Raw genomic sequence first — 17406 nt, 5'->3', positions numbered from 1 at the left:
GCAGTTTATTTCGAATTTTGTCATGCTCTAATATTGGGTGTACTTGAAAAAAAATAAAAACAAATTAAAGCCCTTCTGGTTTCATTCTTTGCTCTGTTCCTTCTGATAAGCCTTCAATTGTTCAATCATGACGAGAATTTCTGGATCTGTAAGAGAGGGATAATCATCAATCTTATCCCTTACGTATTTTAATTGATCAGGCAGGTCCCCTTTTTTATTAGAAAATATCGAAGCTACCGTTCCGGTTACAACCCCGATTAACCCAATCCCAACGAACATAAGCACACTCGCAATTATTCGCCCAACAGCTGTTTCAGGAAATAAATCTCCATAGCCAACGGTAGTTGTCGTTACCACTGTCCACCACAAAGCATCTCCATAGCTATGAAAATTGGGTTCAATCCATGTCATAGGAATCGCAGTTAAAAATAATAAAGCAATAACTGTTAGAAATAATTTATCTAATCGATATTTTTCAATTAATAGATCTAAAATTGAATTATTTCTTTTTACCACGAGGATTAGCCTAACTAAGCGAACTAATCGGATTAAACGGATTGTTCTAAATAGATGATCAAAAGGGATAAGTGCAAGGAGCTCGATTGGATGACTTTTGACAAATTCCCATTTTTTCTTGCTTAAGAAAAACCGAATCACATAATCAGCGGCAAAAAGCCCCCACACAAACCAGCCTAAAACAAAATCTTCATGTTTGGGCAAATCAACCATCAAAGAAAAAATAATTATTCCTGCTAAAATTAATTCATAAATAAAACCAATCTTTCTTTGCAAATCTCTCACCTTCTTGTTTCCCTGACTTCCTCATCTATTTTAAGGGAAAAAGTTTGCAGATAACAAGGATTTAACCTCACATCCATCACGATGCCAAAATGGAAATGGGGCCCCAAGGTTTTTTATTGTAATGAAGGTCACTCCCATGAAAATTAATCTAAAGTATATAATTGTACCCATGAAAACAGAATTCATTGTACAATAACATTAATGAAGTGGAGGTAATTAAATGAAAAAAGTGATTATTTATTCTCAAGAGACGTGCCCGCCTTGTCATGCGGAAAAACTTTGGTTTAAAGAAAATGGGATTGAGTTTGAAGAAAGAGACATACGTAAAGACGATCAATATTTGCAAGAACTTATTGAACTAGGTGCTGCTGCTACGCCGGCAACCATTATCAAAGACGAAGATAGTGAAGAAATTATCCTAGGATTTGATCAAGCGAAATTGGCCCAGATCTTAGGTGTATAAAAAGGGAGAGAAAATATGGACCTAGGTGCTTTTTCTGTACAGTAATTCTTAAAAGGATAGGATGATTGAAATGAGCACGGAACAGGAATTTACAATGAACCTCTCACTCAAAGAGAAAGCTGTGTCTTTTCTACAAACCGTAGCTTCAGGGAAAGTTCGTGAAGCATACCGGACTTACATAGGTCCTGACTTTCGTCACCACAACCCCTATTTCCGTGGCGATGCAGAATCACTCATGCTTGCCATGGAAGAAAATGCAGCTATGAACCCTGATAAAAAACTTGAGGTCAAACTTGCTATTCAAGAGAGAGATACGGTTGCGGTTCACTCTCATGTGAAGCAGAATCCAGAAGATCTTGGAGGAGCTGTTGTACATATCTTCCGTTTCCAAAATAACCAAATCGTTGAATTGTGGGATATAGGACAACCCATACCAGATGATTCCCCTAATGAGAACGGCATGTTCTAACATTGTTAAATGGATGTGCTGTCAGAACACGCTTATGTAAAAAAGTGCATTCATCCGTTTCTGGATAAATGCACTTTTTTAGTTCAACTATTCATATGACCAGGATTCTTTCTCATTCAACAAATACTCCCTTTGTTCTCTGATTACTTGATGATCAATACAGGACAATGCGATAGCTGGGAAACTTTCTGGCTTACACTTCCGAGCATTAATCCTCTAATACTTCCCAACCCCCTGCTGCCCATTATGATGAGCTGATAATTCCCTTCGTCTGCCTTTTTGACGATTTGAATGGCCGGTTCTCCCATCACAAATTGAACTTCAATTTCGATACCTTCTTTTTCTGCAAATGAACTAGCTTGGTTTAATAGATCCTCGCTTTCTATACTTTGTTCAGAAAAGATTTTATCAATCGTTGCACTTGGCATCCCTTCGGTAACACCTAGATTTTTTTCTACATGGATCACGCCAATTTTAGAATATCTTTCCTTTGCAAAATTGAATGCCGACTTTAATGCTTTTTCACTCATTTTAGAACCATCTATTGCCACAAGAATACGATTGAACATGAGCACATCTCCTTTAAGTGATTTCCGTCTATTTTATTGAAGAATTTACTTCTACGGATGAAACCGTTATTTTTGAAGAAGAAGCCTTTTTTCCATACAAGAAATAGTGTAATGGTAAACAAATTACTGCGATAATACCGAGAACGATATATAGTCCATTGTATCCTATGGAAGGAACAAAAAATCCTTGAACAAAAGGCCCAATTCCTAAACCTATATCGGTAAGAATGAAAAATGTCGATGTTGCTAATCCAACACGATGAGCAGGGGCAGATTGTATGGCAACAGTCTGAGAACTTGACATATAGGTTCCGTATCCAAAACCGACTAGTGCACCAGCAATCAATAGAACGCTCCCTACATGCGATTGACTAAGAACAAATAGTCCAATTAATAAAGAAATAATCGACGGATACATGATAAAATTGGGTCCCTTCATATCAAACATCCGGCCGGAAAATGGTCTTGTTACTAGAACCGCAGCAGCATAAACAACAAAGAAGAAACTTGCTGCTGAAGTGATATGGTTCTCACTAGCAAAGAATGTTAGGAAAGATAAAATTCCGGAATAACAGAAAGCAGTAAGGGTTGCAACCAGCGTAATCGGCACAGATTTTTTCTCTATAAAATTGGATAATTTAAACCCTTTTAATTCCGCCTTTTGATCCTCTGTTAAGGTAATTTCTTCAACTTTTATGATAACTGATAAAACTAAACTGATCGCGATACAGACTAAACAAAAAACAAATATCATTTTAAATTGAAAATGTTGTTGAATATATATACCGATAAAAGGTCCAATGGCCGTAGCCAATGTCATACTTAAAGCAAAGTACCCGATTCCTTCTCCACTTCTGGTTTTTGGAATCACTTGGGCTACCACTGTTCCTAATACAGTACCAGCTAGACCAAATGCAAAGCCATGTAATAACCGGTTAGCAATGAGCATTCCAAAACTATTCACACCGAAATAGAAAATCGCAGAAATAACCATAATGATAACGCCGGCTATCAGAAGTTTTTTTCTCCCTATTTGATCAATGTATTTACCTCCAATGATCCTCCCGACTAGCGCTCCAATAACAAATATACTAGACGCTAATCCCGCTTGACTTTCAGTTGCACCAAATTCATTAGCAGCAAATACAGAAATAGTTACCATTAATAAATAAAATGTTAACATGAGAAAGAAATTTGTTACTAAAATACCGATATAATCTTTTGTCCATAACTTTTCTTTCATTATTTAATCCCCTTTTTTCCAATTTATTTAAGATGAACATATTATTTATGTTACAATATCGATATTGATAAATAAAATGAATGTTATTTATAAAGGAGATAAGTAATTAGTTATGCCAACGATTACTCAATTTGAAATCTTCATTAAGGTTATTGATGAAGGAAGCTTCACAAAAGCTGCTCAGACACTGCATATGTCTCAGCCTGCTGTCAGCCATGCAATTGCCACCTTAGAATCAGAGTTAGGAGTTACTTTATTAGTACGGGAACGGGGGAAAGATTTAATTGTAACGGACATAGGGAAACGGGTTCTATTCCAAATAAGAAATATTCTGAATTGCCTTGAAAAGATTGACCAAGAAGTATCTCTGGAAAAAGGATTAATAACCGGAACCATTCGGATTGCCACATTTCCAAGTGTAACAGCTCATTTTTTACCCAAAATTATCAGTACCTTTCAACAAAAACGACCGAATGTGTCGCTGACTTTTAAGGAGGGGTCACAAGAGGAAATCAAGGATTGGTTAACAGCCCGAGAAATAGATATCGGGTTTGTCGTTCTTCCGTGTAATGAATTAAATACGATTCCTCTTATAAAGGATCGCTATCTTGTTATGCTACCCGATGGTCATTCCTTACTAAACAATAAATCCGTCCATTTATCGGATTTGGAAAACGAGCCGCTTATAATATCTAATGCGGGATATGAAGCACCTATTATTGACCTTATGAGGAAACAAAAAATTCCTATAAATGAGAAATATAATACATCTAACCTAAATACATCATTAGGTATGATAAAAGAAGGATTGGGGGTGCTTATTCTGCCTGAGCTCTCATTGAAAAATCTTTCTTTTCCTAAATCGAACATCCGGCCATTAGAAACAAATAATTTCAGACATATCGCCTTAGGCTTACCTTCCATAAAGGATGCCTCTCGTGTCGTCCAATTATTTATTCAAATAACCAAAGAACTATTTGAATAGGCGAGTGATATCTTGAAACTTTAGGGTCACCCGCCTCTTACCTTTTAAATAAATAAAAAAGTTCAAAAAGGTAAGGTGAACTTGAAATTATTTTTCAAAAAAAGAAAGCTATCCATTAAACCGCATAAAAAGGGGCAGACCGCTTAACAAAAAACAACCGACATGATAATCATGTCGGTCACACATTTAAAAAATTATTTAACAATCCTTTCTCTAACCATGTCACTCTTTAATAGTTCCTTTACTTTCTGATCAATTCTCTCGTTCTCTACGGAAGAGCCTTGTCCATTTAAATGGCACACCCTTACGAATATAAATCATTCATTTTCTCGACATCTTCTTTCATCTGCTGAACCAATGCTGGCGGCGATAACAGCTGGGCGTTGCTGCCCCAGCCGCGAAGTCAGTTGAAAAAGCCTTCACCGACAATTGCTTACTCACTCGGAATATGGATTTGTCCAGTCCGATCCTGTAGCAATAATGTTTGAAAAATAATTTTAGAAAGTTTACTTGGCTGATATGGCTTTATTAAATACTCATTTGCCCCGAGTGCTTTTCCCTTTTCCTTATCATCTAATGCAGAAGAAATAAGAATTGGAATTGTTTTTAGTTCCTCTATTTCCTTAACCTGTTTAATAAAGTCCCAACCGTTCATGGCATTTTCACCAAGCATGATGTCAAGGACGATGACATCGGGTCGATCTGCTCTGACTGCTGCTAGCGCCGATTCCCCATTAGAAAATACTTTTACATAAAAGTTATTTTCCTCTAATTCAGTTTGCAGGAGGTTTGCATGACTAATGTCGTCTTCCACGATAATGACATTTACTTTCCCTGCTTGATCAATAAAAAAGTGACAGATACCAATGAATTTAGCCATTTACGATGGTTCCGCCATTAACATGCAGAATTTGTCCTGTTACATAGGACGAATCTATATTGGATGCGAGATACACATAAGCTGGCGCGAGTTCTTCCGGTTGTCCTGGCCGCTTCATTGGGGAATTTTGCCCAAATTTACTTACTTCTTCTTCCGAAAAAGTAGAGGGAATAAGTGGTGTCCAAATAGGTCCTGGAGCGACTCCATTAACCCTGATTCCCTTCTCTACCAACTGAATGGCAAGGGAGCGGGTAAAGGACGTGATGGCACCTTTTGTGGAAGAATAATCGATTAACTTTGGATTACCTTTATAGGCTGTAATCGATGTTGTATTAATGATGGCACTGCCCTCCTTAAGATGCGGTACAGCGGCTTTTGTTAGATGGAATATCGAGAAAATATTTGTTCGGAAGGTCCGCTCTAGCTGCTCCGTGGAAATGTCAAGGATGCTTTCTTGAGGGTGTTGTTCCCCAGCATTATTCACCAGTATATCAAGCCCGCCAAATTCATCGACAGTTTGTTGAACAGCTTCCTGACAAAAGGCTTCATCACCAATATCACCAGACAATAACAGGCACTTTACACTTTCTTCCTCCACCAAGTGTTTTGTTTCTTCCGCATCATTGCTTTCATTTAAGTAAATAATCGCTATATTGGCTCCTTCTTTTGCAAATGCAATCGATACAGCTCGTCCTATTCCACTATCTCCGCCGGTTATAATCACGTTCTTGCCTTTTAGTTTGTCACTTCCTTTGTATTCTGAATTCATTGCCTTTGGTGCAGGTGTCATTTCCTTCTCGATTCCAGGTTGTTGCTTTTGTCCTTGTGCAGGTAATTTAGTTGGGTATTTTTCATTGTTCATGCTTGTGGTACCTCCTAAAGATGGGTGATAGCAAAGGTAATACCCATGGTGTAGGTAAATAAACCAATTGCAATTTCAAAATAACTATCTCATCTCAAGGTGCCGCAAGTTTAAAATCTGTCATCTTGAATATCTTCATTTAAGATTCCCATTTCTCTAATATGTCCACGGGCTTTTTCATCTCCTAGGTAAAATAGCATGGTATAGATCAGCACCATTTGCTGGTCATATTCCATATTTTGAGGCTGATGATGGTATTCAAGAAAAGGAAATTGTGCACGAAAAAAGCTTTCCCAGTCCGTTTCGTCATTTTGATCAAAAAGTCGTTCAAGAACAGCTAGTTGGGATTCTGTAGCTTCAATTTTAACATCCCATTCTCCTTCGAAAGGGTCTCTTAGAATATCGTGAGATTGAATATTAACATAATAACTTTGTTTTTGTTCACCCATCCGATTCATCTCCTATCTTTTTGTATGTTTACCACAACTTTGATGGTTTTAACCATTTTAATGAATTAGGGGACTATGGGGTCTGACCTCCAGTGAAGTAACGCTTTACTACAGTGGGGGTCAGACCCTTTTCCTCACATTTTATCCTTTGTAAAGGTCTTTGCTTATCGAACTTTTTCTAAATGACGTACAATTTGCCCGTAATGACCCGTTACGTGCTTAACGATTAAATGGTCGACTAAAAATAATAATGGTTTTCCGTCAAAGTTTGGATTATAACTTGGAGCCGTTTTTACTAAATCCTCTTCTTTCACTCTATCAAGTGCTGCCCCTACTTTCGGAACTAAGTTTCGTAGTTTAGTTATGGCAACATCTTTCTTCATTCGAGATACAACAGTTTCATCTACTGCAGCTAAACGACGCACATGTTCATGATTACGTCCCCATTTTGCACCTGGAACAACTAGCAATGCTTCCAAATCTGCAACCCAAAATTCTACCGCTTCTAAAATATGAGAAACAATTTGCATGGCGGACCATTCTTTTTCAGAAGGCTTAAGTAAAAGCGCCGCCTCTTCCGTATTTTTCACTACCGTAACAATCTCATCTATACTCTTTTTAAAAGCTTCCAATTTTTCATTCAGTACTGCTGTCGTCATAATCATTCGCCTTCCTTCAGTCCACACCTAAGTGAAAATAGTTTTATAAGAATGAGAATAAAAATGCGCTAGAGTTAGCTCTAACGCGTTTTTATTTGGCCGATAGGAAAGTATAACTTTCCTATCAGGCATAAGTGCAACTACGCCTCTGTCTTCGCCCTTAGGGGCTCGCCAGTCAGCGAGTTTTCTAACTTCAAGTTGTTAATTAGCAATCGACATGTTGGTAATTTTTTTTGAAATAGCCATATAAGAAATCAACAATCTTATAATCTGTTGGTTTGTGTTGTTCGAAAATAAAGTTGCGAAGTGAAAGGGTTGTTGGATCTTCAGCGTGAATAATTTCGCCCCATTTCCGTGCTGTCGTTTGTACCATGGCAGAACGTGGAATTCGCATGTCTTGGTAGGCTTTAAATGCTTCTTCGTAAGAATGATGTTCTTTTAATTTCTCACCTAATACAAACGCATCTTCGAAAGCTTGAACACCACCTTGAGCTAAATATTGAAGCATAGCATGACCAGAATCCCCTAATAGCGTAATGTTACCTTTCGTCCAATTATCGATCGGTTCACGGTCATACATTTGCCAACGGAATTGACGGTTAATGTAAGATAAAGCGTTTTGTACTTTTGGATGAGTATTTTCAAAACGACGTGTCAGTTCTTCTGGATTTCCCCAGTCCTCTAAAGTAGCATCATAGGATTTAAATACGACTACTTGGTTGTAAAGCTCTCCACGACGAACTGGATATTGTACTAAGTGCAGGTTTGGCCCAATCCACATGATGACATCATCTAAGTCTAAGTTTGAGTTATTGGCCACTTCTTCAATTGGAATTGTTCCACGGTAAGCTACATACGCAGAGTTTACTGGTTCATCTTCAATAAATAGCTTACGCATATTTGATTTTACTCCATCCGCACCAATCACAGCTTCTGCACTAAACGTTTCACCATTTTGGTTGACAATGGTTACCGTATCACCCTTTTGTTCTGCCGTTTGAATCGTTTGGTTTGTAAAGAATTTGACATTACTACGTTTTTGACATGCTTCATAAAGAACTCTGTGTAAGTCAGAGCGATGCAATACGATATATGGCTGACCGAATTCTTTTTGGAACCCTTCCCCTAAATCAAGAGTTGCTAACTCTTTTGCCGTATAAGCATCTTTTAGTACAAGACGTTTTGGTAATACCGCATGCTTTAAAATTTCTTCCTTTACGCCTAAACGGTCTAAAACCTCTAATGCGTTTGGTGCTAACTGAATCCCTGCACCTACTTCCCCAAATTCAGGTGCTTGCTCAAAAATTGCTACTGATTTACCAGTTTCTTGGATTGATAGAGCAATTGCTAAACCACCGATTCCTCCGCCTACTACAATAATATCGCTTACATTTTCCATTGTAAAATCCTCCCAATTGATTTATAATCTTCCACAAATAGTGAACTCTGTTCCCGATAAGAAAACTTTATCTCACCTTTCACCATTTCGTCAACAGAAAAGTTTTAAAATTTAGAAATTTCTACAAATCATTTTTTTGCTATATACGTTCTAAATGTCGCAAAATAAATCTCTTCAACTTACTTTTTCTGAAAACAAATAATATTGACAATATTTTTGAAATCCATTAATATTTTTATAAATAGTGAACGAGCTTCACAATTAGTGAATACAAGGAGGGCAACAATGAAACTTATTAATTATACTGTCGCTGGCCATACACGTGCAGGGGCAATCGTTGATCACCAAGTAATCGACTTAAACTACGCCTACCAAGCACAGTTAAAAGCAGAAGGAAAATACAGATACGATGCAATCGCTAAAGCCTATGTACCAGATAATACAGATGAGTTATACCAAGGTGGTAAAGAATCACTAATTCTCGCAGAAAAGGCACTCGATTTCATCTTAGCGAATCCTGAAAGTTTTGATAAAAAAGTGATTTACAATCTCGAGGAAGTGAAGGTAGAAGCACCTGTCGGGCGACCAGGCAAAATTATTTGTGTGGGTCACAACTACCGAGAACACATTTTAGAAATGGGTCGTGAAATCCCATCGAACCCAGTTATTTTTGCGAAATTTGCCAATACCATTCTAGGGCCAGAGGACGATATTCCACACTATCCAATTTCTGACCAACTTGACTATGAAGCAGAGTTTACTTTTGTTGTCGGCAAACAAGCTCGCAATGTTACTGAAGAAGATGCATTAGACTATGTGGCAGGTTATACCATTACAAATGACGTAACCTATCGTGATATTCAACGACGCACGCTTCAATGGTTACAAGGAAAAACAGTAGATGGCAGTGCACCTATGGGACCTTACTTAGTCACTTCCGATGAATTACAAAATCCATCTGGCTTAGATGTTGTTCTAAAAGTAAATGGTGAAATACGTCAAAAAACAAATACTGCGAATCTTGTATTCTCCGTTCAAAAATTAGTATCTTTCTTATCAAATTTAATGACGTTAGAGCCTGGGGATGTGGTCTTAACTGGAACACCTGGGGGAGTAGGAGTTGCGATGAATCCACCAAAATTTTTAAAAGATGGAGACGTCGTTCGTATTGAGATCGACCAAATTGGAGCGCTTGAAAATAAAGTAAAGTCAACAGAAGTCTTAGCTACTGTTTAATTAAGATTTGCAAGGGGTCTAGCAGCAAACGCTGCTCCCCTCTTCTCTATAAAATTTGAATAATAAAGGAGAATGTGAAATGGCTGAAGTAAATCCAGAAGTTCAAGAGTTTATGAAAAGTTCAATTGTAACCGATTACACAAAAGATATTCAACAATACAACTTAGGACCTCTTTGGGAAGCAATTCCTGCAATTATGCACAAAACGCCAAGTCCTCAAGCACAAGCTTATCTTTGGAGCGATGAATTACTCAAAAAGAAAATGGCTGAAGCAGCGCAAATCTTCACACCAGATCGCGGTGGTGAACGTCGTGCGATTTATTTCCAAAATCCTGGCTTAACTTATCGTAAACCCTGGGGCTGGGGATCTACTACGCAAACGATTTATGCAGCTATTCAAATGTTATTACCTGGTGAAAAAGCGCCATCTCACCGTCACTCACAAAGCGCTTTGCGCTTCATTTCTGAAGGTTCAGGTGCCTACACAATCGTACAGGGTCAGCGTATTTTCATGGAAGAAGGCGACTTTTTAATTACTCCAAAGGGCTTATGGCATGGACATGCCCATTTAGGTACAGAGCCTATGTATTGGATGGACGCTTTAGATATTCCTACACTTTACGCAATCGGCGGTACCTTCTTTGAACCTTATGAAGAAGGTTTACAACAACCAGATATTCCAGATAACTTTTCAGAGATCCGTTATCGCGGCGGCATGGTTCGTCCTGTTGGTGATGAAAAATTCACAGTGGCTCCACTTGCTAATTATAAATGGGATCTTACTGTAAAAGGTATTAAAGGCTTAATGGAATTTGATCCAAATCCACACCATGGGTTTGCAGTTGATTACATTAACCCATCTACAGGTAAATCGGCTAACCCGACGCTAGGCACGAGAATGCAGCATTTACCACACGGTTTCCAAACAAAGGCATTACGCCATACTCACTCGACGGTTTACCAAGTACACAAAGGTTCAGGTCACACAGTCATTAATGGCATTCGCTTCGATTGGAAAAAAGGCGATTACTTCGTTGTTCCAAACTGGGCTTGGTATGAACACTTTGCATCAGAAGACTCTTACCTCTTCTCAGTCAACGATTTACCAATTATGAACCGTTTCGATTTAGAACAAGAGCAATCCTTTGAAGAAAACAACGGCCACCAAAAAATTACTGGTGAATTTAAAGCGGACTTCCGTTAATAGATTGGGGAAACGCTTGGTCCGTTCAATTCCAAGCGTTTTTTTGATGCACTAACTTGTTTGATTGATATATTTCTAGTCTTAATAACTCTACCAAGGATGAACCTTCTTGGATGGGCACCTGATGTTCTTTTGCTTTTTCAATAATATGTCTTGAACCTTCCTAATCTTCCAAGCCTGCCATTCCAAAGCCGCCTGGTCCAGCGTGTGTAGATATCATAGCGCCGGCTTGCATCCATATTACATTTTTGAAACCAGCTGCTTTTGCCATTTTATCCATCCGCTCCTTTATCCCTTCATCTATTCCGATGGAGTATAGGAGGTAAAGTTGTTCTCTATCAATGTTGTATTGATTTAAATAATCTCGCATTAGTTTTTCAGAAATTCCATCCATTTTTCCACGATATTTTTTTGTTGAAACAAGATTTCCTTCCATTAATTCAATGCGCGGCTTTATTTTTAACAAAGCCCCTCCGAGATAAGCTAGATTACTTACTCTTCCCCCAGCTCGTAAAAATTCTAAGCTTCCGGGAACGAAAGCCAGTCTTGATTTAGGAACAATAGATTCAATCTTCTCTACTAAACTTACAGGTTCAATTGTAGGTTCTTTCTCTAACAAGGTCACAGCATACATCACAATAGCAGTTAATCCGCCTGTCACGTTTAAAGCGTCAATTAGAAAAATATCATCCAATTCTTCACATGCGATGATGGCATTTTGGAAGGAAGAAGATGCCTTTGACGTATAACCAATATGTATAATGATGCAATCAGGAAAATCATTTTTTTTCTTCATAAAAAATTCATGATATTCATGGGAATTTGTGGACGTTGTAGACGGTATTTTTTTTGTCCGCTCATAATAGTCATAAATATCCGTTACGGGTAACGAACCATCTAAAAAATCCTGCCCATCCATGATGACGTGCATTGGGACCACTTGAACATTATGTTTTTCCGCTAAATCTTTGGGCAAATCTGCACCACTCTCTGTCGACAAAATGATTCTTCTCATCAATATCCTCCACTTCCATATAAAAAGCCTCTACTATTCGTTCTGTTTTTTATTTTCTACTTTAACTATACATGAAAAAAAAAGAAATGTTAGCGCTGAATCCTACAATGAGACCTTATTTATGGAAATGATTTAAAATGGAGCTACATATTTAAACATCTTACTTATTTTTTTAAAACAATGACATCAATGTAGGCTTTTTTTCATACTATATTTTTGGGGTGAAAAAATGCCAAGAGTAAATTACCGAAGTTCAGATGTCGACTTAATGGCAAGGATGATGAGAGCAGAAGCCGAAGGTGAAGGAAAACAAGGGATGCTATATGTTGGAAATGTCATTGTTAATCGTCTTAAAGGAGATTGTTCAGACTTTAAAAATTTAAGAACAATTCCACAAGTCATTTATCAAGTACAAGGAGGTAATTATTCTTTCGAAGCTGTTCAAAAAGGGAATGTATTTTATCAAAAAGCGAGAACTGCCGAAAAAAGATTAGCCAAACAGAATTTGGATTATTGGAGAGAACACCCAGGGAAATATGCCCTTTGGTACTTTAATCCATATGCTCCATGCCCTCCTACATGGTACGGTCAACCTCAATCTGGTCAATATAAAAATCATTGTTATTATGAACCAAAAGCTGGCACCTGTGACAGTGTTTATATGGGAAGTTAAGCTTACTCTATGAGTAAGCTTTTTTACATATTTTTCAAAAAGTTTGGTACCTGACCCCGGTGCATCCATTTAGATTAGTAATTGAATTTGTGCTCATCCATTTTCTCCCCCTTTTCTACATAATTCTACAAAGTAGAGCAAATTACCTTTTAAAGTTACATAAAAAGAGGCACCATCCATGCCAGATGGTGCCCACTAGTTACATTAAACGTTCTTATTTACTTCTTCAACAACTGGAGTATTTTTATTTTGAACTAAAGTCCCTATTCCCATCACTAATGCGCAGGCAACGATGCCCCAGATAATGGCATTTAGGGAGGAGACTCCTTCTATTATTAAATCTGCAATGACCACGATTGCGCTAATAACCATTGATGAAAGGGCGACCTTAGCCGAAACCTTTTTCCAAAACAATGCGGCAATGACCGGGATAAATATACTGCCCGAAAGGATGGCATAAGCAACATCCAGTGCGACAATAATGTCTTGAAGAACCAGGGAAATTAAAACAGCAATACATCCAACGATCAATGTAACAATCCGGGTTAATTTTATTTTCTCTTTTTCTGTTCGATTTTTTGTACTTCTAAATAGGATAAAATCATTTACGATTATAGTTGACGAAGCCATAATGGTACCAGATGCTGTGGACATAACAGCGGAAGATACAGCGGCAACTAAAATTCCTATTAAGCCTGTCGGAAGGATCTTTATGACCAGTTGCGGAAGGGCTTGTTGCGGGTCATCAAGACCAGGAACGACTACGCTTGCTACCATTCCAATTACTGCACCAGCAATTCCATAAATGATACAAAGAATCCCCGCGTAAATGGTTCCTTTTCTAAGAATTTTTTCATCCTTGGCCGTAAACGCCCGCTGCCAGATATCTTGGCCAATCATCATACCAAAGAAAAATAAGAGGAAATACGCAAAAATAGCTTTACCGCCGATATTCGTCAGATTTAGAAATTCCGGGCTAACTTGATTCACCAGTCCTGTTGTACCACCGGCATGATAGATTCCTACAGGAATTAGAATGCCTATTAAACCAATAAACATAATCCAGAACTGAATCACGTCAGTTAACGTTACTGCCCACATACCTCCTAACATCGTATAAAAAACTACAATAAGCCCGCCCACTAGGATTGCTGTTGCACTGCTCCAGTCAAATAAGGCAGAAAACATAACACCGATCGCGACCACAGCGGTAACAGCTACCATGATGTCATAAACAGCCATTACCAAACCGCTTATATAACGGCTTCTATTTCCAAATCTGTTTCCAAGTAGTTCGCTGACGCTGAAGATGGAAAGTTTACTAAGTTTTTTCGTGAAAAATATCCCCATGCCTAAAATACCTAAGCCAATCATCCCAACAAGCCATAATCCGGATATTCCATATTGATATCCTAATTTGGTGCTTCCAAACGTCGATGCCCCACCTAAAACAACAGCGGTCATTGCAGGTACATACAAACCATACCCAAGCCTTCGCCCCGCCACTAGATAATCGCTTTCATTTCCAATTTTTTTGGAACTATAAACCCCGACCCCTATTAACATTGCAAAATAGAAAAGGACAATAATTAAATCGAGAGATGTCAATCTACATTCCCCTTCCTTTTATTAAAAATTCTCTAATACTTTTAAAAAAGATTTTGCAAGCGGCTTCATTCCTTACCGAGGTTCTCCATTTTTAGCAGTTTCCAAATAAACCGATTTTTGGTCCTCTCTTTTATTCCAAGCGACAAGGGAAATAAATTCATAACAAATATTTGCGGCAGCTAGGCTGGTGACTCTTGCTGGATCACGATCTGGAAGAACCTCGACAACATCAAATCCTTTGATATTTACTCCCTTTAACTGCCGGACAAATTGCTGGGCCTCAAATGTACTGAAACCGCCAATTTCGGGTGTCCCTGTCCCTGGGGCAAATACAGGATCGAGGAAATCTACATCAAACGTGACAAAGGTGGGATTGTTCCCAACACGCTGCCTAATGATCTCACCTAATTCACTAGCTGTCATTGTTTTCAAGGTTTGAGTGGTTATGACCTGATATCCAAGTCCTTCAGCATCTTTGATATCATCCGGGGCGTATAAGCTTCCTCTCATTCCAATTTGAATGGATTGAAATGGGTCAACGATATTCTCTTCAACGGCCCGTCGGAACATAGTGCCATGAGAATACTTTTTACCGAAGTAAGAATCCCAGGTATCTCCATGAGAATCAAAATGGACAAGACTCATTTTTCCAAAGCGGTTGGCCATCGCCCGTAAATGAGGAAGTGACACAGAATGATCACCGCCAATTAAGATAGGTACCACATCTTTGCTGAGCAATGGTTCTAATTGGGACTCAATCATTTGGTAAGAATCTTCAATGTAACCTGGGTTAACAGCAAGGTCACCATAATCAACCCCTGAACAATATTTGAAAATATCAATCTCTAAACCAGGATTATAGGGTCTAAGAAGTGAAGACATGGAGCGAACTGATTCCGGACCAAATCTGGTACCGACCGCAAAGCTGCCACCAGTATCAAAAGGTACACCCATGATGGCAAAGTCAATATCGTCCTCTGTAACTACATGTGGCAGCCTCATAAATGTTTTCACACCACAAAAGCGAGGGGACTCTTGTGAATTAATCGGTTCATATTTCTTAGCCATAAAGACCTCCTTAAAAGTATGTTTTCACTCTAATCTCATGCAAGTACTATGCCAAACTGAAAATATGATTGGAATCAATCTTTATATAGTTAAAATTAGTTAAATGTGACTAAAACGGTTTTTAATATATTTCTGGATTTTTCGGTTTGCCGATGATTGACTAATTTGTAATGCTTTTGCTAGAGCAATGCTGTTTGGATACATTTTATACATACGCTTGATGAACTCCTTTTCGATTGATTCCATATAGGCCGTGAAGGAAGGTTCTTTATTTGTTTCTTGAGGTTCTCGATGGGGAGAATTGAAGTGAATGATATCCTCATTTGAGGTTATCATAGTTTTCTCGATGTAATTTTGCAGTTCCCTGACGTTCCCGGGCCATTCCTTATGACAGAGCCAATCAATCATTTCTGGGGAAAATTCCTTGGTTATTTGATATTTTTTATTAAATACTTCCACAAATTCATGAATAAGAGTAGGAATTTCATCTATTCTTTCCCTGAGTGGTGGAATCGCCAGTTTTACCACATCAATTCTGTAATAAAGATCCTCTCGAAACTTTCTCTCTTCAACCAGCTTTCTAAGATTTTGATTGGTAGCGCAAACAATCCGGCAATTGATATCAATTACCTTGCTCCCGCCAATTTTAGTTACCTTTCGGTTTTGCAGTACGGATAATAGTTTTACCTGTAAGTTAAGAGGAATTTCTCCTATTTCATCGAGAAAAATCGTTCCCGAGCCAGCTAATTCAAAATATCCCTTTTTCCCTCCCCGTTTTGCCCCCGTAAATGCGCCCTCATCATATCCAAAAAGTTCAGACTCAAATAATGTTTCAGGAATTGCACCACAATTCACCTCAATAAATGGTTCAATAGCTCTTGTGGATTGCTTATGCAGTAAATGAGCAATTCTGCTTTTTCCAACCCCGGATTTACCTTCGATTAGAACTGTAACGTCTAGATTCGCGACCTTTGAAATCACACTTATGATTTCAGTCATTTTGGGATTTTCATAGAGAAAGGATTCTAATCTCTTGATGTTTTCTATTTCTCTTTTGTAGATTGCAAGTGTATCAGCAACTTGTTCATTTCTTTCCTTTAATTTTTCAAATTCTGTAATATCCCTTGAAAAACTTAACGTTCGAACCAAACAGCCATTTTCAAAGATAGGATGGGCAGAAACCAGAATCTTCTTTCCGGCCTTCGTCTCTTGGATAATCGTCACAGGCTGCTGTGACATTAGAACAAGGGCTGTCACAGATGGATTCAAAAAGCCTTTCTTTTCAAGGGCTAACACATTTCCCCCAATAAGTTGATTTGGACCTACTCCGTATAATTCATAGCAAGATGGGCTTACCTCTAACACATTTCCCTCACAATCGGTAATAAAAATCTCATCAAAAGAATGCATGATAATTTCTTTCAATAAGATTTCATCGATACGTTCCGTGGCCAAATTTATCACTCCAGTCCGCTAGTAATTATTGGGTACCAATTTAGTCACAAATGACTATAAAAAATAAATATAGTCATTAAAAAACATTGGATGGTACGTACGGATACAAATTTCTATATACAATCCTCAATTTCCTTTTTTGAGGTGGGCAATCGACCTCTTTTAGGTCTTCACTGCTTGTAAACATTTATTCGCCTCCTAGCAACCAAACTTGTAAATTATTCATAAATAAAATAAAGTTAGTACCATAACTACCTTGTCTCTTGAATTAACAACGGTTATTAAAAAGTTTAGAAAATTACTTATTTTTAAATAATTTAATTTTATCATAAGAGCTTTTGGTAACTCTAGCTCAATTATAAACACAC

18 protein-coding genes are annotated in these 17406 nt (G+C 38.0%); 6 read left to right on the top strand and 12 right to left on the bottom strand.

All coding sequences use genetic code 11. The features are described 5' to 3' along the window. Positions 1–81: 81 nt before the first annotated feature. Complete coding sequence (locus BSO02S_RS11365) at positions 82–792, bottom strand: potassium channel family protein (protein ID WP_084374984.1); 711 nt, start codon at positions 790–792, stop codon at positions 82–84. 229 nt (positions 793–1021) lie between these two features. Here BSO02S_RS11365 and BSO02S_RS11360 point away from each other — a divergent pair, with 229 nt between their 5' ends. Together BSO02S_RS11360 and BSO02S_RS11355 are read left to right on the top strand one after the other, a co-directional pair. Beyond that, on the top strand, positions 1022–1264 hold the full coding sequence (locus BSO02S_RS11360) for a glutaredoxin family protein (RefSeq protein WP_066066851.1): 243 nt from the start codon (positions 1022–1024) through the stop codon (positions 1262–1264). A 94-nt stretch (positions 1265–1358) separates the two neighbouring features. Beyond that, positions 1359–1733: a nuclear transport factor 2 family protein gene (locus BSO02S_RS11355; protein ID WP_066066982.1), complete on the top strand. Its 375-nt coding sequence runs from the start codon at positions 1359–1361 to the stop codon at positions 1731–1733. A gap of 143 nt (positions 1734–1876) precedes the next feature. Here the strand turns inward: BSO02S_RS11355 and BSO02S_RS11350 are convergent, their stop codons facing one another. Together BSO02S_RS11350 and BSO02S_RS11345 are read right to left on the bottom strand one after the other, a co-directional pair. Further along, the gene (locus tag BSO02S_RS11350; RefSeq protein ID WP_066066849.1) at positions 1877–2302 is read right to left on the bottom strand and encodes a universal stress protein; all 426 of its coding nucleotides are present in this window, start codon (positions 2300–2302) and stop codon (positions 1877–1879) included. Positions 2303–2330: 28 nt separating this feature from the next. Beyond that, positions 2331–3545 carry an MFS transporter gene (locus BSO02S_RS11345; RefSeq protein WP_066066846.1) on the bottom strand — a complete coding sequence of 405 codons (1215 nt, stop codon included), beginning with the start codon at positions 3543–3545 and terminating at the stop codon, positions 2331–2333. 112 nt (positions 3546–3657) lie between these two features. On the opposite strand from BSO02S_RS11345, the gene BSO02S_RS11340 reads away from it, so the two are divergent. After that, the gene (locus BSO02S_RS11340; protein ID WP_066066845.1) at positions 3658–4530 is read left to right on the top strand and encodes a LysR family transcriptional regulator; all 873 of its coding nucleotides are present in this window, start codon (positions 3658–3660) and stop codon (positions 4528–4530) included. A 433-nt stretch (positions 4531–4963) separates the two neighbouring features. On the opposite strand, the gene BSO02S_RS11335 is transcribed toward BSO02S_RS11340, so the two are convergent. The 5 genes from BSO02S_RS11335 to BSO02S_RS11315 form a co-directional block, all read right to left on the bottom strand. After that, positions 4964–5410, bottom strand: coding sequence for a response regulator (locus tag BSO02S_RS11335; RefSeq protein ID WP_066066843.1), 447 nt, complete (start codon positions 5408–5410; stop codon positions 4964–4966). Continuing rightward, positions 5403–6272, bottom strand: a complete 870-nt coding sequence (locus BSO02S_RS11330) for an SDR family oxidoreductase (protein ID WP_066066841.1) — start codon at positions 6270–6272, stop codon at positions 5403–5405. Before BSO02S_RS11330 ends, BSO02S_RS11335 begins: the two co-directional genes overlap by 8 nt. Positions 6273–6382: 110 nt before the next feature. After that, the gene (locus BSO02S_RS11325) at positions 6383–6721 is read right to left on the bottom strand and encodes a hydrolase (protein WP_066066839.1); all 339 of its coding nucleotides are present in this window, start codon (positions 6719–6721) and stop codon (positions 6383–6385) included. Positions 6722–6885: 164 nt separating this feature from the next. Further along, positions 6886–7386: a DinB family protein gene (locus BSO02S_RS11320; RefSeq protein WP_235846906.1), complete on the bottom strand. Its 501-nt coding sequence runs from the start codon at positions 7384–7386 to the stop codon at positions 6886–6888. Positions 7387–7585: 199 nt separating this feature from the next. Further along, positions 7586–8779 (bottom strand): FAD-dependent monooxygenase, encoded by a 1194-nt coding sequence (locus BSO02S_RS11315; RefSeq protein ID WP_066066835.1) that lies wholly within the window; start codon positions 8777–8779, stop codon positions 7586–7588. A 285-nt stretch (positions 8780–9064) separates the two neighbouring features. Here BSO02S_RS11315 and BSO02S_RS11310 point away from each other — a divergent pair, with 285 nt between their 5' ends. Together BSO02S_RS11310 and BSO02S_RS11305 are read left to right on the top strand one after the other, a co-directional pair. Continuing rightward, positions 9065–10015: a fumarylacetoacetate hydrolase family protein gene (locus BSO02S_RS11310; protein WP_066066833.1), complete on the top strand. Its 951-nt coding sequence runs from the start codon at positions 9065–9067 to the stop codon at positions 10013–10015. Positions 10016–10094: 79 nt separating this feature from the next. Further along, positions 10095–11219 (top strand): cupin domain-containing protein, encoded by a 1125-nt coding sequence (locus BSO02S_RS11305; RefSeq protein WP_066066831.1) that lies wholly within the window; start codon positions 10095–10097, stop codon positions 11217–11219. A gap of 163 nt (positions 11220–11382) precedes the next feature. Here the strand turns inward: BSO02S_RS11305 and BSO02S_RS11300 are convergent, their stop codons facing one another. Next, a complete protein-coding gene (locus BSO02S_RS11300) occupies positions 11383–12234 on the bottom strand; it encodes a DegV family protein (RefSeq protein WP_066066830.1) in 852 nt (283 codons plus the stop codon). A gap of 229 nt (positions 12235–12463) precedes the next feature. On the opposite strand from BSO02S_RS11300, the gene BSO02S_RS11295 reads away from it, so the two are divergent. Then, on the top strand, positions 12464–12907 hold the full coding sequence (locus tag BSO02S_RS11295; RefSeq protein ID WP_066066827.1) for a cell wall hydrolase: 444 nt from the start codon (positions 12464–12466) through the stop codon (positions 12905–12907). Between the two features lie 204 nt (positions 12908–13111). Here BSO02S_RS11295 and BSO02S_RS11290 read toward each other — a convergent pair whose 3' ends face one another. The 3 genes from BSO02S_RS11290 to BSO02S_RS11280 form a co-directional block, all read right to left on the bottom strand. Beyond that, positions 13112–14515: a sodium:solute symporter family transporter gene (locus BSO02S_RS11290; protein ID WP_235846905.1), complete on the bottom strand. Its 1404-nt coding sequence runs from the start codon at positions 14513–14515 to the stop codon at positions 13112–13114. Positions 14516–14587: 72 nt separating this feature from the next. Continuing rightward, positions 14588–15583, bottom strand: a complete 996-nt coding sequence (speB, locus tag BSO02S_RS11285; RefSeq protein WP_066066825.1) for an agmatinase — start codon at positions 15581–15583, stop codon at positions 14588–14590. A 99-nt stretch (positions 15584–15682) separates the two neighbouring features. Then, on the bottom strand, positions 15683–17038 hold the full coding sequence (locus BSO02S_RS11280) for a sigma-54 interaction domain-containing protein (protein WP_084374983.1): 1356 nt from the start codon (positions 17036–17038) through the stop codon (positions 15683–15685). Positions 17039–17406: the final 368 nt, after the last annotated feature.

The organism is Neobacillus soli NBRC 102451 (assembly GCF_001591665.1).
GTDB lineage: Bacteria > Bacillota > Bacilli > Bacillales > Cytobacillaceae > Neobacillus > Neobacillus soli.
This window is presented reverse-complemented; position numbering and strand designations above follow the sequence as displayed.

Coding starts and splice junctions, on each gene's coding strand:
- BSO02S_RS11300 (WP_066066830.1), bottom strand. CDS start 12,234: ATGAGAAGAATCATTTTGTCGACAGAGAGTGGTGCAGATTTGCCCAAA.
- BSO02S_RS11350 (WP_066066849.1), bottom strand. CDS start 2,302: ATGTTCAATCGTATTCTTGTGGCAATAGATGGTTCTAAAATGAGTGAA.
- BSO02S_RS11310 (WP_066066833.1), top strand. CDS start 9,065: ATGAAACTTATTAATTATACTGTCGCTGGCCATACACGTGCAGGGGCA.
- BSO02S_RS11320 (WP_235846906.1), bottom strand. CDS start 7,386: ATGATTATGACGACAGCAGTACTGAATGAAAAATTGGAAGCTTTTAAA.
- BSO02S_RS11360 (WP_066066851.1), top strand. CDS start 1,022: ATGAAAAAAGTGATTATTTATTCTCAAGAGACGTGCCCGCCTTGTCAT.
- BSO02S_RS11340 (WP_066066845.1), top strand. CDS start 3,658: ATGCCAACGATTACTCAATTTGAAATCTTCATTAAGGTTATTGATGAA.
- BSO02S_RS11325 (WP_066066839.1), bottom strand. CDS start 6,721: ATGGGTGAACAAAAACAAAGTTATTATGTTAATATTCAATCTCACGAT.
- BSO02S_RS11305 (WP_066066831.1), top strand. CDS start 10,095: ATGGCTGAAGTAAATCCAGAAGTTCAAGAGTTTATGAAAAGTTCAATT.
- BSO02S_RS11295 (WP_066066827.1), top strand. CDS start 12,464: ATGCCAAGAGTAAATTACCGAAGTTCAGATGTCGACTTAATGGCAAGG.
- speB (WP_066066825.1), bottom strand. CDS start 15,583: ATGGCTAAGAAATATGAACCGATTAATTCACAAGAGTCCCCTCGCTTT.
- BSO02S_RS11345 (WP_066066846.1), bottom strand. CDS start 3,545: ATGAAAGAAAAGTTATGGACAAAAGATTATATCGGTATTTTAGTAACA.
- BSO02S_RS11330 (WP_066066841.1), bottom strand. CDS start 6,272: ATGAACAATGAAAAATACCCAACTAAATTACCTGCACAAGGACAAAAG.
- BSO02S_RS11315 (WP_066066835.1), bottom strand. CDS start 8,779: ATGGAAAATGTAAGCGATATTATTGTAGTAGGCGGAGGAATCGGTGGT.
- BSO02S_RS11335 (WP_066066843.1), bottom strand. CDS start 5,410: ATGGCTAAATTCATTGGTATCTGTCACTTTTTTATTGATCAAGCAGGG.
- BSO02S_RS11355 (WP_066066982.1), top strand. CDS start 1,359: ATGAACCTCTCACTCAAAGAGAAAGCTGTGTCTTTTCTACAAACCGTA.